Origin of the sequence: Apilactobacillus xinyiensis, from assembly GCF_019656235.1 — a bacterium.
Lineage (GTDB): Bacteria > Bacillota > Bacilli > Lactobacillales > Lactobacillaceae > Apilactobacillus > Apilactobacillus xinyiensis.
On record NZ_BPLL01000033.1, the window covers coordinates 1 to 17,817 of the forward strand.

Genomic DNA, 17,817 nt, shown 5'->3' on the forward strand with positions numbered 1-17,817 from the left:
TTTAGTTGAATATTTTGACATAAAAAAACCGCCTTAAAAAATTAGATATTATGTCTAACTTTTTTAAGGCGGTACACTTTTGAGGGTCTTTTTTATATTATAAAAGCAATCAAAAACACTGAGGCCAAACCAACCACAACTGAAATAGCCATTGATCTAGTCCAATAAGCAATTGCAAAAACGATTACTGCCGAAATTAGTTCTGGTAGTTTATCAGCGATTGAAAATGTATACGTAGATGTTATACATAAATCTTTAACGACCAAAGAAGTAAATAAAGCAATTGGAACATAATTCATCCATTCGTTAAACCACTTAGGAATTTTTCTAGTTCTAAAAAATGCTAAGGGAACAAATCGAGGAATTAAAGCTACCAAAAAGCTAAGCATTATTAACCAAAAATGTTGTGTAGAATTCCACTCCATAAAATTTCTCCTATAACTTTAACTATATATTATTCGTCTGAATCATCCATTGGGGTTCCTGCTGGATTTTTAAACAGCCTTAACCATCTATTTTTACGATATTTAGGATCTCTTTTACGAATATAAGATTCAATTGAATATCCGATAAAAGAAGCTAATAAGGTAGATGCAACTAAACCTAGAGTTGATTTAATTAACAACATAAAGAAAATAGCTAGTCCAACTGTAATAACCATTACAAATAATTTTAATAAACTCTTTAATTGCATAACTATCATGTATATAAACAAAGCAGTTAGTGCGAAATGGACAATCGTTAAATTAATATGCAAGGCCGAACCAATAAAACTACCAATGATATTACTAATTGTCCAAAATAGTAGTGAATAGTGCTCCACTTGTAAGGCATCATTTGGTGTCCATTTTTTATCGGTTGAAAATTTTAAATAATTAATAGCATAATTTTCGTCATTTAATGACGCGGCAAAAAGAAATGTAAATCGATTACTTTGTCCTTGTAAATACTTGGATAAACTAGAACCTAAAAAGGCATATCTTAACTCTAAGAAAAATAGCATTAAAACAATCGATAATAGTGGAGCTTCAATAACTAACATTGAAGCTATCAAAAATTGAGCTCCCCCAGAAAAAATCATAATAGAAACCAATGCTGTTAAATAAGTATTAAAACCGGCTGCGTGCAGTAATATTCCGCAAGCTAATCCGATTGGTATGTAACTTAAATTTAAAGGCATTGAAACTTTTAAGTTTTTCATCCAATTGGGAGTACTTGGATCATTTACTTCTTTAGTCAAACGTATTCCTCCGATTTAATAATAAATTAAAATTAATCAATTCTTATCTATTATAACTCAAAAGCAACATAAATTAATAGGTAAATACACAATGGTATTATGAACTATATAATTTTTGATATCAACAATACAACATATAAAAAAGTTTTCTCATAGAATTTTATCCAGAGAAAACTTAAAATATTTAATTAGAACCAACTAGTGATTTCACGCCACATACGAACAAATACATTAGCCTTATCATCTGAATTGGCAGCCATCATAATCGGTTGGCTATTATCACTATTTAAAAATGAAATATTATTTAAATTCATTCTAGCCAATGGTTGAAATTTTTTAATTGGTGCATTTACACCGTTTTTATATTTAACGTTTGAAGCTATATTAAGTTGGGTTCCGGAAATTTTATTATTTTTAGGAACCCAAATATCATAATTTTCTGAAAACAATAATGGCATTATCATACTTTTACCATTCGGAACATTCACATAATCAGCAAAATTGTTATCATTATGCAAAACAGATTTTAAACTGTCAGCACTTTGACCGCGTTTAAAATTATAAAAATCATAATTATTAAATACATACTGCATTAACTTTGATGTCTCTATAAATCTTGCTGGATCATAAGTATAATCATTTTTAGCATGCATTACTACGGTTACTATTCTATGACCTTGATTGACTCCGGTTCCTACAAAATTAGCGCCACCAGCATTAGAAGTTCCCGTTTTTAAACCATCAACTTTTATTCCAGGAATAGCTTGAGATTCTCCATTTAACATTAAATCCCAATTAGACAGTTTTTTACCATTAAAGTTAATTGATTTTTGTTTGGTTATATTAAGAACTTCTGGATATTGATTAATTAAATGACTAGCTAAAATAGCCAAATCTTTAGCCGACATTACATTTTCTGAATCATAGGAAGCAGTTTTTATTCCCATTGAGCCAACTTCACCGTTTTTTAAGCCACAAGCATTATAAAATTTGGCATTTCTAATCCCCATTTTTTTAGCCTCAAAATACATCATTTTAACTAATTTATTAGGGTCATTATTTGAAATTTTATTACCTAAAGCTAAAGCAGCTCCATTAGCAGAGTACACTAAGGCAGCTTCATATAACTGTTTAATTGTGTAAGTGTGACCACTCACTAATGGCACGTTTGCATATGTATTATCTAAACTGAAACTTTGCAAATCTTTAGAGATTGACACTTTATCGTTCCAGTTTAGTTTATGCGAATGAATCTCGTTTAAAACCATATAAACGGTGAGCAATTTAGTTATTGACGCAATTGGTAATGTTTCATTAATGTTTTTAGAATACAAAACTTGATGCGTTTTTGGATCTACTGCAATCGCAGATTTTACATTTAAACCTAAATCAGCATTTGAAACATTTTTAGAGTTAGCTAAAGTTATCGTAGAAATTCCAAAAATGAAACAAAAGAAGACACAAAAAGCAATAATAATGCTTTTTTTATTATTCATTTACATCCCTCTTCACTTAGTTATTACTATTAATTTTAGCTAACCTATTAGGATCTATCAACTTATCTTTGTGATTTATAGGTAAATGAATAATAAATGATGTTAATTCATCGTTTGAAGTTACATCAGTATAACCATTATGCAAATCTACTACACTTTGCACAATTGCTAATCCTAAACCAGTTCCACCTGTTTTAGTGTTTCTTGAACTATCAACTCGATAGAAACGATTAAATAATTTGTTAAGGGACTCTTTTGGTATTTTGTTGCCATCATTAGCGACTGTTATGGTTATTTCTTTATCTGAAACTTTATGGCAACTTAAAAAAATGTTGTGTCCATCATTACCATACTTAAAAGCATTAGTTATTAAATTATTAATAGCTCTAGCCAATTTTTCTGGATCAGCTTCAATTTTGACATCATTTTCTTTAGAGTTGGATATCAAATTCATTTTATTATTAACCGTTTCCCATTCAAAGCTTACTGCCATTTGATCTAACATATCGCCAACATTAATTATTGTCTTGTTAAAAGGTGTAGAAGTCGTGTGACTAACCTTAGTATATTCAAATAAATCATCTGCTAATTCTTTCATTTGTTTGGATTTAACAAATGCAATATGGGTATATTTTAAGACTTCTTCCATCGAACGATACTGTTTATTTTCTAATAAACTTAGATACCCAATAATTGAAGTCAGCGGTGTACGAATATCATGTGAAACATTAGCAATCATTTTGTCTTTTGACTTTTCTAAATTACGTTCTTCATCCATTGAAGCAATTACACTATCAACTAAGGCATTAATACTTCTAATAAATTTTTGTTGCTGACCGTTCTTAAGTTCAAACGGAATTCGATGATCAAAATGACCAGCAGCAATATAGTGCACTTCTTTAATAATATGTGTAGTTTGCATTTGATGATATCTGCGCAATAATCGCCAATAAATAACAAACACATCAAAGGTGGCAAATATAAACATAAATATATTGGCCCAACTCCAAATTTTTAAATGCATTGGACCAATAGCAACCGATTGCTTAATAATAAAAATTCCACTACGAATGCCTGGATTATCTTGAATAGTATCATTCATAATAACTAAAACCGCTAAATTTACAATTATCAAGAGAATCAGGGTAATTATACCTTCACCCACTAAAGTCATTTTTTCGCGAGTCGTTAATTTCATAAATACTACCCTCTTTGGCTAATTCATAGATTCAATTTTGTAACCTACACCCCAAACAGTTTGAATAACTTTTTCACCATGGGTAGCTTCTTCAATTTTATCTCTCAAATGACTAACGTGCACCATAACAGTTTTAGCTGAAACAATACTTTCTTGACGCCATACCCTTTCAAAAATCTCGTTAGCAGAGAAAACTCGATTAGGATGACTAGCTAATAAGTACAATATACCAAATTCTAAAGCAGTTAATTGTACAGAATCATCATCACGTGTTTTAACTTCATGTGAGTCTTTATTAATTTTTAATGAACCAATATCTAAAATATCGGGCTTATTACTAGTTACTTGATTTTCTGAACGACGTAATAATGAACGAACTCTAGCCATCATTTCTAATGGATTAAAGGGTTTAGTAACATAGTCATCAGCACCACTAATTAATCCTTGAATTTTATCCATATCAGCAGTTTTTGCAGATAGCACAATAATTGGAATTTGTGAATCTCTTCTAACTTCTTTCATAACTTCTAAACCATTCATTTTAGGCATCATGATATCTAAAATCATTAATCCAATATCTGGTTCAGTTCTAAGCAATGACAATGCTTCTTCACCATCATTTGCAGAAATCGTATCGTAGCCTTCATTTTTTATATATATTTCTAATAATTGAGCAATTTCTTTATCGTCATCTACAACTAAAATTTTCATAAATTATTCTTCCTTAACTATTATAATTAAACTATATAGCTCAATAATAACAGATTGTATTTATTAAGTCAGTTAATACAACGTGACTTTAAATTAATAATAAAAAAGAGTTAGACAAAAGTCTAACTCTTTTTTATTATTTGTAATTTGGTGCTGCTTTAGTAATTTGAACATCATGTGGATGCGATTCAATTAAACCAGCGTTAGTAATTTGAACAAATTGAGCATTTTCAATCATATCTTTAATATTCTTGCTACCTGTATATCCCATTCCAGCTCGGAGACCCCCAGCCATTTGGAAAATAACCCCAGCGGCTGAACCTTTGTATTCAACACGAGCTTCAATACCTTCAGGAACTAATTTTTTAGCTTCATTAACTTCACCTTGGAAGTAACGATCAGCTGAACCGTGTTCCATGGCACCTAAACTACCCATTCCACGGTAAGCCTTAAACTTAACACCGTTTTCTTCAAAAATTTCACCCGGTGCTTCGTCAGTACCTGATAACATTCCACCAAGCATAACTGCATTTCCACCAGCAGCTAAGGCCTTTACAGCATCACCAGAATACTTAATTCCACCATCGGCAATGATTGGTTTATGCCATTTTCTAGCAGCTTTAGCAGCATCATTAACAGCTGTAATTTGTGGAACTCCTACCCCTGCAACAACACGAGTGGTACAAATGGAGCCTGGACCGATTCCAACTTTAACTACATCTACACCAGCTTCAAACAATGCATCTGCACCGGCTTCAGTAGCAACATTACCAGCGATTAAAGTTTTGTCAGCAAATTTTTCACGAATTTCTTTAATTTTACGTAGTACACCGGCAGAATGACCATGAGCGGTATCAATAATAATTGCATCTGCACCGGCATTAAATAAAGCTTCTGCACGTTCGAACGTATCTGAAGTTACACCAACTGCTGCAGCACATAGTAGATGATTATTAGCATCTACAGCGGCATTAGGATATTTAGCATCCTTTTCAACTGCTTTTACTTTAGCCACTTCAGTAGCTTGATCCTTAATAATCATATTTTTGTGGATTACACCTAATCCACCCAATTGTGCCATCATAATAGCCATTGGTGCTTCAGTAACTGTATCCATACTTGCACTCAAGAATGGTACGTTCAATTTTAAGTTATCAGCTAATTGAACACTCAAGTCAACCTCGTTAGGTAACACGTGACTTTCGGCTGGAATGAGTAAAACATCATCAAAAGTTATTCCTTGTTTCGCAAACTTAGTATCCCAATTAGACATATCGGCAGAAACTCCTTTATTTATTTTTATCTTTCAATATAGCAAAAAAAGCAAAGTAATTCAACTCTACTTTGCTTTTATATTTATTTTTTAACAGCTCTAGGAGCTAAGAAATTAACTGTTATATCATATTTATGATAAGTGTAAATTGCAGCTGCTATGGATATAACTGCTAATCCAAAGTTAACATATGGGTTTACCACTGGATTGATTCCTCTCGGAATAAGTGATGATATTGTAAACATCACAATCCATCCCATAAATATCAAAATAATGAATAACGCGCGCATCCAACCATTGTACTTATGTTTAACATTCATATCCATCATGTTATAAATTAATGGCATTCCAATTCCCACAACAATTGCAATCAATGTGATGGATACAATTCCCATCGCTTGATTATATGCTGCTTGACTACGATTAATTAGTAACATTACACCATATAAAACATTAAATATAATGTAAAAGGCTAATGCGTTGTAAACTGCGTTGGGCCAAAAATTAGCTTTAAAATCCACTGGTTTTTTAGGTGGATTCAATACAGCGTTAATTCTTTGCGAAACAGTACCATAAAGTCCTCTAGCAGTTACCCCATTCTTTTGTGAATCCAATAATTCTTTGACCATTTGGCGAATAATGTTTGATTTCTTTTCAGCATCTAACTTAGTTGTAGTTAGTTCACGATTGAAACGGAACATATAATCAGCATTCTTTTTAGTTAAACCTAAATTGTCAAATTCACTACGTTCTTGTTTATGCACATTAGTACGATTTTGTTTCACGTGTGCATTACGTTTTTCAGCCATAAAATTAAACTCCTACCTTACTTGATTAAACGTTAAATCTAAAGTTAACTATGTCACCATCGTTCATAACGTAATCTTTACCTTCAACTCGTAACTTCCCAGCTTCTTTAACCGCTTGTTCACTACCCAATTTATCCAAATCATCAAAAGCCATTACTTCAGCTCTAATGAATCCACGTTCGAAGTCTGAATGAATAATTCCGGCAGCTTGTGGAGCTTTAGTACCTTTTAAGTAAGTCCATGCCTTCGTTTCTTTACCACCAGCAGTGAAGAAAGTTTCTAAACCTAATAGTTTATATGAAGCACGAATTAGCTTATTTAAACCTGGTTCTTCTACCCCTTCAGCTTCAAGGAAGTCCTTTTTATCATCATCATCTAATTCAGCAATTTCTTCTTCAGTTTCAGCGGCAATTCCAATTGCTTGTTCGCCTTCACTTTCAGCAAAATCTTTAACTTGTTGGAAATATTTAGATGCTGTAGGATCAGCCATATCATCTTCTGAAACGTTAGCTACATATAGCACTGGTTTAGAAGTTAACAAAAAGAAACTCTTAACAATTTTTTGCTCATCTTCATCAAAGTCAATAGAACGAACTGGCTTACCAGCTTCTAGTACTGGTTTAATTTTATTTAATACTGCTAATTCAGCTAATGCCTCTTCATCTTTTCCTTTAGCCGCACGTTGAACTTTACCCAAACGTTTGTTAACAGCATCTAAATCAGCAATCCCTAATTCTAAATTAATAGTTTGAATATCATCAACTGGATCAACTTTACCAGTAACATGAGTAATGTTGTCATCATCAAAGGCTCTGACAACGTGTACAATTGCATCTACTTGGCGAATATTTTCTAAGAACTTGTTACCTAAACCTTCACCTTTACTAGCACCTTTAACTATTCCAGCAATATCAGTAAATTCAAAAGTGGTAGGAACAATTTTTTTAGCAGGAATTAATTCTTGGATACGATCTAATCGTGTATCAGGAACTTCAACCATCCCTACATTGGGGTCAATGGTTGCGAATGGATAATTAGCCATTTCTGCCCCTGCTTTAGTAATTGCGTTAAATAATGTTGATTTACCAACGTTAGGTAAACCGACTATTCCGGCTGTTAATGCCATAACTTTACTCACTCTTTCTATAAAATATTTATTTTTCAGCTTTCTTTAAAACTTTTTTCATTTTCTTTTCAAACTCACGGCGTGAAAGCATTATAATGTGGCCACAATTTTGACATTCAAGTTTAATATCAGCGCCCATACGAATAATTTCCCATGAATTTGTACCACAAGGATGTGGCTTCTTCATTTCAACAACATCATGCAAATCATACATAAAATGCTCACTCCTTAATCTAAACTAATATTTAAAATCTGTAAAATACGATTTAAATCTTGATTAGAACTATAATCAATTTCTATTTTACCTCTGCCACCATTGTTTTCATTTACCAAAACCGAAGTACCAAATAAATCACGTAGCTGTTGTTCCGTATCACGTACAAATGGTGATTTTTTAACATGTGATTTAGTGGTAGCACTAGTCTTTTTTTGATCATCATTAATCATTTTTTCTAATTGACGCACGGTTAAATCTTTGGCTACGGTTTCAAGTGCTAGTTTAACTAATTTATTTTTATCTTTGATGGCTAATAACGTTCTAGCTTGTCCCATTGATAATTTATTAGCTTTTAATAACTCTTGAACCTCATATGGTAACTTTAACAAACGTAAATAGTTAGCGATGTATGGACGTGATTTACCTAATCTTTGTGCAACTTGTGCTTGCGTTAGATGTAAATTATCCATTAAACTGGCATACGCTTCAGCTTCTTCCATCGAACTTAAATCTTCACGCTGTAAATTTTCTAGTATAGCTATTTCCATCATTTGCTCATCAGAAATAGTTCTGATGATTGCCGGAATGCTATCTTTACCGGCTAACTTAGATGCCCTGAAACGTCGCTCACCAGCCAAAATTTGATATGCATTAGTATGCGTCTTATCTACTCTGACGATAATTGGTTGGAAAACTCCCGACTTCTTAATAGATTCAGCTAAATCATTTAAAGCATCCGTGTCGAATTCGTTACGTGGTTGAAATGGATTAGCACGCAACTTAGATAATGATAAATCTACAACTTGTTCTTCTTCATCAGCATTAAATTCATTGTCGGAAAATAAAGCTTCAATCCCTCTACCTAAACCCTTATTCTTCATGGGCAGCTAACACTTCCTTTGCTAGTTCCATATATAACTTTGCACCTTTAGAATTAGCATCATAATCAATAATTGGTAATCCATAACTAGGTGCTTCGGACAATCTTACATTTCGAGGAATAATTGTTTTATAAACACTATCTTTAAAATATTCACGAACTTCTTTGTTAACTTGATTCCCCAAATTAGTCCGTGCATCAAACATAGTTAAGAGCACTCCCTCAATTTTTAGATCCGGATTAAAATGTTTTTGCACTAATTTAACTGTGTTCAACAGTTGACTCAAACCTTCCAAAGCATAATATTCACTTTGGACTGGAATCAAAATCGAATCACTAGCAGTAAATGCATTGATAGTAATTAAACCTAGTGAAGGTGGACAATCAATGAGTATGTAATCATAGTCATCTTTAATAGTTTTAATTGCATCTGCTAATCGTACCTCACGAGCCATTTGTGGAGTTAACTCCACATCAGCACCAGACAACTGAATCGTTGCTGGAACAATGTCTAAACCTTCATGTTGTGAATGCAAAATAACATTTTTTATTGGTTCTTCATTCACTAAAACATCATATATATCTTTATCGATATGCGATTTTTTGATTCCAATTCCGGAAGTTGCATTTCCTTGAGCATCCGCATCAACTAATAATACTGACTTACCTAAATTAGTTAAGTCGGCACCTAAATTTACGGAAGTAGTGGTTTTACCAACACCACCTTTTTGATTAGCTAATGCAATAACATAACCCATTCGTATTTCCCTCCTTATTTATCTATTTTTTCACCAATTGGTTTTTTATTCGGAGTTCCCGCCTTACGTGGATATTGCTTTGGAGTTGGTTTAACTTTATCTAGCACCACAATGTGACGTACATCATTGGAAATTGGTAAGTTAAATTCTTGATCCAAAGATAGTTTAGCTCCTAGCGTACCAATCGCTTGTTTAGCATTATTAATTTCATTTTCTGCTTGTAAAGCTTTCAAAGCAATCATTTGACCGCCTTGTTTAACTAAGGATAAACATAGTTCAGATAAAACGGTCATTCTAGCAACCGCACGTGCAGTCACTACATCAAAGCTTTCACGGTATTTCGAACGTTTTCCACCAAATTCTTCGGCACGAGCATGATATAAATGCACGCCCTTTAGGCCTAATGTTTTTACCAAATTATCTAAAAAATTAATTCTCTTATTCAACGAGTCAATGATACTAACCTCTAAATTAGGAAAAACTATTTTTAATGGTATTGATGGAAATCCAGCTCCAGCACCTACATCACAAATTGATAAATTATCACTACGCAATGCTGGGGTAAAAAAAGCCGGAGTAATAGAATCATAAAAATGCTTTAAGTAAACTTCTTTTTTATCAGTAATCGTTGTTAAGTTAACATGTTCATTTGTGCTAACTAATAATTCATAATATTGATTAAATTGATCAAGTTGCTTTGCCGTAAGCTCAATGCCCTTTTCTAACAAAGCTTGTTTAAATTGTTCTGGATTCATTAAAATTCTCCTACTTTTATGAAACATTTTGTTTCACTTACATATATAACTTTAACTTAATTAAACTGCAATAACAATAACATATAAATATTCTACTATATTATAACTAATAATTAATTACTTAGTCATTAATTTTACACAAAAAAATAGCCTAGCATAAAGCTAGACTATTTTTTATTATACTAATTTTTTCCATGATTCAATTACTTTTTTATAACTAAACAAATCAATTAATTTTTTGTAGTAATCACTATTATTCATTTTATCTGAATTTTTCATTACTTCAATAATATTGGCAGCGAATTTATGGAACTTACCTTGTGTAACAAGATACCCATTTTCACCATTCTTAATAAATTCTCTAGGACCATAATTAACATCATAGCAAATAAATGGCTTTCCATAAGAAAAGGATTCCAACATGGATATTCCTAAAGCATCTGAATTTCGAGCTGAAATCACCACATCAGATGTTTGGTATAACTTCTCTTTATCCTTACCTAATTTATAACCCTCAATAATAACGTTATTTTCCAATTTCATATCTTTAATTTGTTTCTTTATCTTTTTAGAATAATCATCAGATTCAAAATACCCAACAAGATGTAATTTAACATCTTTAAACTCAGCCTTAACAAATTGTGTAATTTTTAACAAATGTTCAATATGACAATCTTCAAAAAGTCTTCCAATGTATAGCATTTCTTTATTGCTGCTTTTATCATTTTTAACACTTGAAGGTTCAATATAATTAACCGCAAAGTCTGAAATACTAAATATTTCTATGTTATTAAAGAACTTTTGCAAATCATGTTTTTGTAAATCAGTAGAAACAATTATTCCTTTATAACAATTTAAGAATTTGCTAAATAATGGACGTAAATTTTCATAAACTTTTCCATCATTACTTCCGCCAAGATTTGCATCAGTTGTATGTGCACCATGTAATACTTGATATTTATTGCAGTCAGTATCAACATTAGCAACTGCTTCTATTAAGCTAGGACGATCATTTATAAGTATATCCTTTTTGTCAGATAAAATTTCTTCCATGAAAAATGTAAATAATTCATTTTCTGTATTGAATCTTACATTTTTGCCTTTATAGTTAATTAGTTTATACATTGTAGGAAAAACTTTCCCCTCTATAAACATATGAGTAATTTCAATAACTGGCTCACCACTTATATTGTAAATTAATTCGTGACCAGTTTCACCATTTGGATGAAAATAAATTGTTTTAGACTTAAATCCTCTTGAATCATAGATATCTTTGCTGGTTTCATTGCCAAATCTATCATAATAAACAATCATTCCTATTTCTCCTAAAGTAGCAGGAGCTATAATGACTTTGGCAACTGTGTTTCCATGATATTTAATTAAAGAGCTATTACTATCAATAAAAACAATATGGTAATTACGCTTATCAATAATATTCGAATATCTTAACTTATTATGTTTAACCTTAATGTCAGTAGCATTTTGAAAAAAATCATACATAGATAAAATATCTTCGTCTTTTAATCCATGATCTTTAATATCAGAATGTAAACGACTATTATAATTTCTGGTTATAATTTTAGATTTTACACCTTGTTTTTTAAACATCTGTTGACGATTAATTGCAGAGAATTCAGTTCCTGAATTAAAAGTAAATATGTTTTCATTCACAAAATAATACATAAAATATCTACTCCTCCATTTGATTTAAGCCGTGCTTAATTGGTTCTCTATAGTCGTTGAGTTTGGTACTCCATCCTGATTTAGCATCATCTAATAATGATTTCCATTCATTCCAGACACTTTCTTCAGAATATCTTTTGGCTAAATCATATGAAGCATCAGACATTTTTTGTAAAACATCCTTATGCTTGAATAGATAAATTAATTTTTCACCAAGTGCTTTGTAATCACCATAGTCAACAACATAACCATTTTGTTCATTTTGGACCAATTCATTTGGTCCATAATTAACGTCATAAGTGACACCAACTTCACCACGAGAAGTAGCTTCCATTAGAGCTAAGTTAAATCCTTCCATAATTGAAGTTAATCCATAAATTTGATATTGATTTTGAATCTTAGCTACATCTTTGGTGTAACCGTGAATGTGAACTTGATCTTTTAAGTCGTATTTCTTAATGGCTTTATCAATTTCTTTTTTAGCACGATTATCTTGTGAGTGGTCTAAATATCCATACAAATCTAAACTAATATCTGGAATTTCTTTTTTAGCAATTCCCATCGCTGATACTAAATCACCAAATTGTTTTTCTGGAGCAATACGAGCAGTTGCTAAAATACTATTTTGTTTTCTAGCACTCATTGGAATCCGAGGCTGTTCAAATTGCTCATTGGGTACAATTCCAACTGAAATGGTAAAGACTTTAGCTAGTGGTTTAAAACGTCTAATAACATCTTTACGTTGCTTTTCAGTCGCCGTAATAATTGCGTCATAATCATTACCAGTAAATAATGGAAATTCATAGTTATTATTAAGAATGGATGTATCTGGCTTTTGTGGATCTCCTGCCTGTGAATTATGCAAATGCATTACATAATATGCTGGGCGGTGTAACTTAGGAACCATCCAATCAGCAACATTAGTACGATCTAAAACAAATACATTAGGTTCCTTAGTTGAGAAGTACTTATCGTTCACCTTATTCAAAAATTCAAAGACAACATCGTCAATATTGTCAACAATTTTAATGGGGCCTTCTTTTTCAATAATTTTCCAACTAGATTGTTCCATTTTGCCTTTAGCATTTTTACGATAGTAAGTTTCTAAAACTGGACGATGCTTAGTATCATACCAAACATCAGTGGCAACTTTATTATCCGGGGTATACCATTCAACCATTGATTGAAAACCGCGTGTATCATAAAAATCAACACGATATAAGTTTCCAAAGCCATCAAAGTATTCAACTGCACTAACTTGTTTGTCTTTGCTAATACTTTCATCAAAGTATCTAACTCTAGCAACAATTGCATTGTCTTTCATTACTATGTATCTATGGTTATCGGGTTCATCGTTATAAGTCAAACCAGAAACTCCAAAATCGATATCCATTACATTAATCTTTTTATGATCAAAATTTTCTGTTTCTTGGAAGAAATCAAACATATTAAGAATTTCATCATCCTTAATATCAGCAGCATTTAAATAAAAGTGCTCACAAGGATTCCAATCCCTAAAAATAAGCTTAAATGGTACCTTATTATTTCTAAAAAGTTTTGCTCTTTTAATTTGAGCATGTTCAATCCCTGAATTTTTCTCGTTATACCTTGCATTGATAAAGAAATTCACGAAATCGCCTCCAAAATATTTAATACACACAATTGATATTACACTATTTATTTAAATATATAAAATATTATATCTTATTAATCCATAAAATTTAAACATTTTTAATTTGTTGTTTCATAATTAACGTTATAAAAAGTAACATCAAATAACCCTTTCTAAATCGTTGTTTTAAAAGGATTTATATTAAAAAGTAGTGTTTTTAGTGTTGACTATTCATAAGAAAACATCTATAATTTATAAAAATATGTAATAAAATATAACATAGGAGCTGCTAAAATGAGAGTAGATAACGATTGTTTAGGTCAAATGGAAATTGAAGATGACGTTTTATATGGGATTCATTCAATGCGTGCTATTAACAACTTCCCTATTACGAATGAAAAAGTAAATCCAGTAATAATTGAAAGTATGTTAGAAATTAAATTAGCGGCTGCAAAAGTTAACTATCAAGCTGGAACTTTAGAAGAAAATAAGGCTAATGCCATCATTAAAGCTTGTAAAAAATTAATTAACGAACATGATTATCACGATTTTATCGTGCCAGCCATCCAAGGCGGTGCTGGTACTTCAACTAATATGAGTGTTAATGAAATCGTAGCTCAACTAGCATATCGTATGACTAATCGTAAGATTCATCCAAATGATGATGTTAATCAATCACAGTCAACTAATGACACTTTCCCTACTTCAGGTAAAATGGCAATGTTAAAATTAACGCCAAAATTATTAGAAGCCATAAACAATTTAATTAATCAATTTACTCAAATTAGCCTAAAGCATCAAAAAACTGTTAAAATCGCTCGAACTCAATTACAAGATGCCATCCCTACTACATACGGTCGTAGCTTTCAAGCGTATGCTTCATTATTCAAGCGCGACTATAAACGAATTCGCAACGCCGCCAAAAGTTTAACTAAAATCAATTTAGGCGGTACCGCGATTGGTAATGGTTTAAACGCTAGTAACTATTACCAAAACAACATAGCTCCCGTATTAAGTTCAATCAGCGGCTTGCAACTTCAACCGGCAAGCGACTTAATCGATGCCACGCAAAACTGTGATGTATTCGCTGAATTCTCTGCTGCTTTAAAAATACTAGCCATGAATTTATCAAAGGTAGCCAACGATCTAAGATTATTATCTAGCGGACCGCAAGCTGGTTTAAATGAAATTACCCTGCCTAAAAGAGCCGCTGGTTCATCCATTATGCCTGGTAAAATCAATCCTGTTATTCCAGAAGTCGTTAATCAAGTCGCTTTTGAAGTCATTGGAAAAAACTTAACGGTATCAATGGCTGCTGGCGCTGGACAATTAGAATTAAACGCTTTTGAACCGATTATGTTCCGCGACATTTTAACTTCACAAACACACTTAACTAACGCCATTAACACTTTAGTTGAGAATTGCCTCAAAGATATTCAAATTAATGAACTATATAATAGAAAGAATATCGAAAAATCTGCTATCACTGCCACGATTTTGACACCTAAACTCGGTTATGAAAAATCAACTGAAATTGTCAAAAGAGCATTACAAAATAACGAATCAGTTAAAGATATCGTATTAGAAGAACATTTACTTGATAAATCAACGGTTGAAAAATTATTTAGTCCAGAGATATTGACTAACTGTGATAACCAAGACAGTGCAATCCAATAATAATTACTGGATTACACAAAAAAGAAGCGATAAAATATCGCTTCTTTTTTATTTGATTACCATACGAATAAACCAATAACTCCGGCAGACATTAATGAAACTAAGATTCCTGATAGTAACATGTAGCCCACATTGTGTGAAATAACATCGTTTTTAGCACGATCAACTAATCCTTTAAAAGCACCAACAATCATTCCAACTGTTGATAGGTTAGCGAATGAAGTTAAGAAAACAGTTAGTTGTGCACGGTAGTGAGGAGCAAAGTCATTAATATGAGGACTCACTTTACCCATAACTACGAATTCATTAGTGATTAACTTAGTTCCCATTTGTTGAGCAAAGTTAAATGCAGTATTTACGTCTGAACCCATTAGCCATGCAAATGGGAACATAATGATTCCTAAAATGTGTTCTAATGATAAATTAGGATTAATAAAGCCAAAAATTTTATCTACTAAAGCAGCTAAAGCAACGAATGCAATAACATTAGCAGTAATAATTAAAATTAACTTACCAGCACCTAAAATAGAATCACCTAAGAAAGAGAAAAATGGTTCTTTTTGTGCTGGTTTGCTTTCATCAACAACTTTTTCAGCTACAGCAGCTGAATCGTTAGCTGAAGATCCACCCATTTTAGCAATTGTGTCTTCTTCTGGAGTAACTTTAACCGGACTAAGAATTGAAGTAATAATAACTGCGTTTAAAATATTCAAAGGAACCGCAGTTAATACATATTGACCAGGTACCATTTGAGTATATGCTCCTAGGATAGAAGCAGTTACACATGACATGGACATCATTGAAATTACAACGTTTCGTTGTGCAGAAATTTGTTTTAATTGAAGACCAGAAACTGCAAGAGCTTCAGTATTACCTAAAAACATCATTTCAACCGCAAAGAATGATTCAAATTTTGGTTGACCAGTAATAAATGCTAAACCACGACCAACCCATTTGATAATCCATGGAAGAACTCCAATATAAGTTAAAATATCAAACACTGGCACAATCAATAAAATTGGTAACAATGCAGAAGTTACAAAATCAGGTGATTTCATGCTTAACCAACTAGGTAATGCAAAAGCAATTCCAGAATTAGCCACTTGAACTAACCCTGCAAATCCATTAGCTGCAGCATTAACTGCGGCACGACCCCAAGCAAACTCTGTAAGAATATAAGCAATAAATAAGTTCAAAACCAAAACTGTAATTACAGAACGCCAGTTAATCGCCTTACGGTTTTTAGAAAATAGTAACGCAATACCTAAAAATACAAAAATACCTAAAATGTTAACTAAAAGATACATTATGATAAATTCCTCTCTTTATAAATTCATAAACTGTAAATCACGTTGCCAAACAATAAAAACTAGCTAATCACCTCCTTAAAATTAAACATCCCTAATTTTCTAAATTGTGCAACAAACTAGGATTATCCATCACTTTTGGATTATATAGACCGAATATATCTAAGATGGTAGATGCAATTACACCTGAGGAACGTTTTATCCCTAGTGAATGACCATGTTCAATGCTAGGAGTGTACATTAGCAATGGTAGGTATTCCCTAGTTAATTGCTGCGCTTGATAAGTTGGATCATTAGCAAAGTTAGCCGTGATAATCAACAAATCTTCTCTTTCTAAGGTTTCACATAATGATTGAATCTTACCATCTAACCAGTTCAGTTGACGAACATATCCGTCAGCATCCTTGGCATTAGCATAATTTTTCAATTCTGGTGGTTGACAATAAATCAAACCATCATGTTGTGAAACTAATTTATTGGACAATTCAATAAAAGCTTTGCTATCATCTGGAATTTGAACAGAATTATTAATATTCTGATTTTCCAAATAATTAGCAAAGCTTGCGATAATTGAAACATTATTAAATTGACGGGCCAATAAATCAAAAATAGAAAGAGTACGGGTGCTAGCATTGAAATCAAACATCTCACGTAGACCTGAGTTAACACGGGCAGAATTTACTTGACTGCACATTTTACCATAAAAGCCACGACTAGCAGGCACTTCCGGTATGTGCGCCAATGGGTTGTCCCAACGAATATTACCTAACCCTAAATCAATTAAAGTAGGCACTACCACCCTGTCAGCATATGAAGCATCTAAATGACCAATAGTATCAGCATTAACAGAATTAAAACGATTAGCATCAGGACCTTCGCCCATGCCAAGTGAAGCTAAATCTAATACGATTACTCTATTTAAATCCATCATGTATGCCTCCTTATCTATTTTTATTTTTAACTAAGTATTTTACCAGAAGATATTAATTAAGTAAATATGTGAACTACTCGGTCATTAATGACCGAGCTTCTGGGAACACTGCTGACTTACACGATAGTGTCTAGCACTTTCGTG

General features: G+C 32.2%; 17 protein-coding genes. 1 reads left to right on the forward strand and 16 read right to left on the reverse strand.

Going from position 1 to position 17,817, the window contains the following annotated elements; genetic code table 11:
* Positions 1–92 precede the first annotated feature (92 nt).
* The 14 genes from K5Q11_RS06770 to K5Q11_RS06835 form a co-directional block, all read right to left on the reverse strand.
* Positions 93–425, reverse strand: a complete 333-nt coding sequence (locus K5Q11_RS06770) for an AzlD domain-containing protein (protein ID WP_054658634.1) — start codon at positions 423–425, stop codon at positions 93–95.
* A gap of 29 nt (positions 426–454) precedes the next feature.
* Positions 455–1,201, reverse strand: a complete 747-nt coding sequence (locus tag K5Q11_RS06775) for an AzlC family ABC transporter permease (protein WP_220752248.1) — start codon at positions 1,199–1,201, stop codon at positions 455–457.
* A gap of 227 nt (positions 1,202–1,428) precedes the next feature.
* A complete protein-coding gene (locus tag K5Q11_RS06780; protein ID WP_220752225.1) occupies positions 1,429–2,736 on the reverse strand; it encodes a D-alanyl-D-alanine carboxypeptidase family protein in 1,308 nt (435 codons plus the stop codon).
* 16 nt (positions 2,737–2,752) lie between these two features.
* Complete coding sequence (locus tag K5Q11_RS06785) at positions 2,753–3,934, reverse strand: sensor histidine kinase (RefSeq protein WP_220752227.1); 1,182 nt, start codon at positions 3,932–3,934, stop codon at positions 2,753–2,755.
* Positions 3,935–3,952: 18 nt separating this feature from the next.
* Positions 3,953–4,645: a response regulator gene (locus K5Q11_RS06790; RefSeq protein WP_220728881.1), complete on the reverse strand. Its 693-nt coding sequence runs from the start codon at positions 4,643–4,645 to the stop codon at positions 3,953–3,955.
* Positions 4,646–4,781: 136 nt separating this feature from the next.
* Positions 4,782–5,918 (reverse strand): IMP dehydrogenase, encoded by a 1,137-nt coding sequence (gene guaB, locus K5Q11_RS06795; RefSeq protein WP_220752229.1) that lies wholly within the window; start codon positions 5,916–5,918, stop codon positions 4,782–4,784.
* Between the two features lie 83 nt (positions 5,919–6,001).
* Entirely contained in the window at positions 6,002–6,727 is a 726-nt protein-coding gene (locus K5Q11_RS06800) for a DUF1129 family protein (RefSeq protein WP_220752232.1), read from the reverse strand.
* Between the two features lie 25 nt (positions 6,728–6,752).
* Positions 6,753–7,853: a redox-regulated ATPase YchF gene (gene ychF / locus K5Q11_RS06805; protein ID WP_220728884.1), complete on the reverse strand. Its 1,101-nt coding sequence runs from the start codon at positions 7,851–7,853 to the stop codon at positions 6,753–6,755.
* 28 nt (positions 7,854–7,881) lie between these two features.
* Positions 7,882–8,067 carry a DUF951 domain-containing protein gene (locus K5Q11_RS06810; protein WP_220728885.1) on the reverse strand — a complete coding sequence of 62 codons (186 nt, stop codon included), beginning with the start codon at positions 8,065–8,067 and terminating at the stop codon, positions 7,882–7,884.
* Between the two features lie 14 nt (positions 8,068–8,081).
* Complete coding sequence (locus tag K5Q11_RS06815; RefSeq protein WP_220752234.1) at positions 8,082–8,951, reverse strand: ParB/RepB/Spo0J family partition protein; 870 nt, start codon at positions 8,949–8,951, stop codon at positions 8,082–8,084.
* Positions 8,941–9,708, reverse strand: a complete 768-nt coding sequence (locus tag K5Q11_RS06820) for a ParA family protein (RefSeq protein ID WP_220728887.1) — start codon at positions 9,706–9,708, stop codon at positions 8,941–8,943. The genes K5Q11_RS06815 and K5Q11_RS06820 overlap by 11 nt, the downstream gene beginning before the upstream one ends.
* A 14-nt stretch (positions 9,709–9,722) precedes the next feature.
* Complete coding sequence (gene rsmG / locus K5Q11_RS06825) at positions 9,723–10,463, reverse strand: 16S rRNA (guanine(527)-N(7))-methyltransferase RsmG (RefSeq protein ID WP_220752236.1); 741 nt, start codon at positions 10,461–10,463, stop codon at positions 9,723–9,725.
* A 177-nt stretch (positions 10,464–10,640) separates the two neighbouring features.
* The gene (locus K5Q11_RS06830) at positions 10,641–12,146 is read right to left on the reverse strand and encodes a glycosyltransferase (protein ID WP_220752238.1); all 1,506 of its coding nucleotides are present in this window, start codon (positions 12,144–12,146) and stop codon (positions 10,641–10,643) included.
* Positions 12,147–12,153: 7 nt separating this feature from the next.
* The gene (locus K5Q11_RS06835) at positions 12,154–13,776 is read right to left on the reverse strand and encodes a glycosyltransferase (protein ID WP_220752240.1); all 1,623 of its coding nucleotides are present in this window, start codon (positions 13,774–13,776) and stop codon (positions 12,154–12,156) included.
* Positions 13,777–14,052: 276 nt separating this feature from the next.
* Here K5Q11_RS06835 and K5Q11_RS06840 point away from each other — a divergent pair, with 276 nt between their 5' ends.
* Positions 14,053–15,435, forward strand: coding sequence for an aspartate ammonia-lyase (locus K5Q11_RS06840; protein ID WP_220752242.1), 1,383 nt, complete (start codon positions 14,053–14,055; stop codon positions 15,433–15,435).
* Between the two features lie 56 nt (positions 15,436–15,491).
* On the opposite strand, the gene K5Q11_RS06845 is transcribed toward K5Q11_RS06840, so the two are convergent.
* Complete coding sequence (locus K5Q11_RS06845; RefSeq protein ID WP_220752244.1) at positions 15,492–16,742, reverse strand: NupC/NupG family nucleoside CNT transporter; 1,251 nt, start codon at positions 16,740–16,742, stop codon at positions 15,492–15,494.
* Positions 16,743–16,836: 94 nt separating this feature from the next.
* Positions 16,837–17,670: an alkaline phosphatase family protein gene (locus tag K5Q11_RS06850; RefSeq protein WP_220752246.1), complete on the reverse strand. Its 834-nt coding sequence runs from the start codon at positions 17,668–17,670 to the stop codon at positions 16,837–16,839.
* Positions 17,671–17,817: the final 147 nt, after the last annotated feature.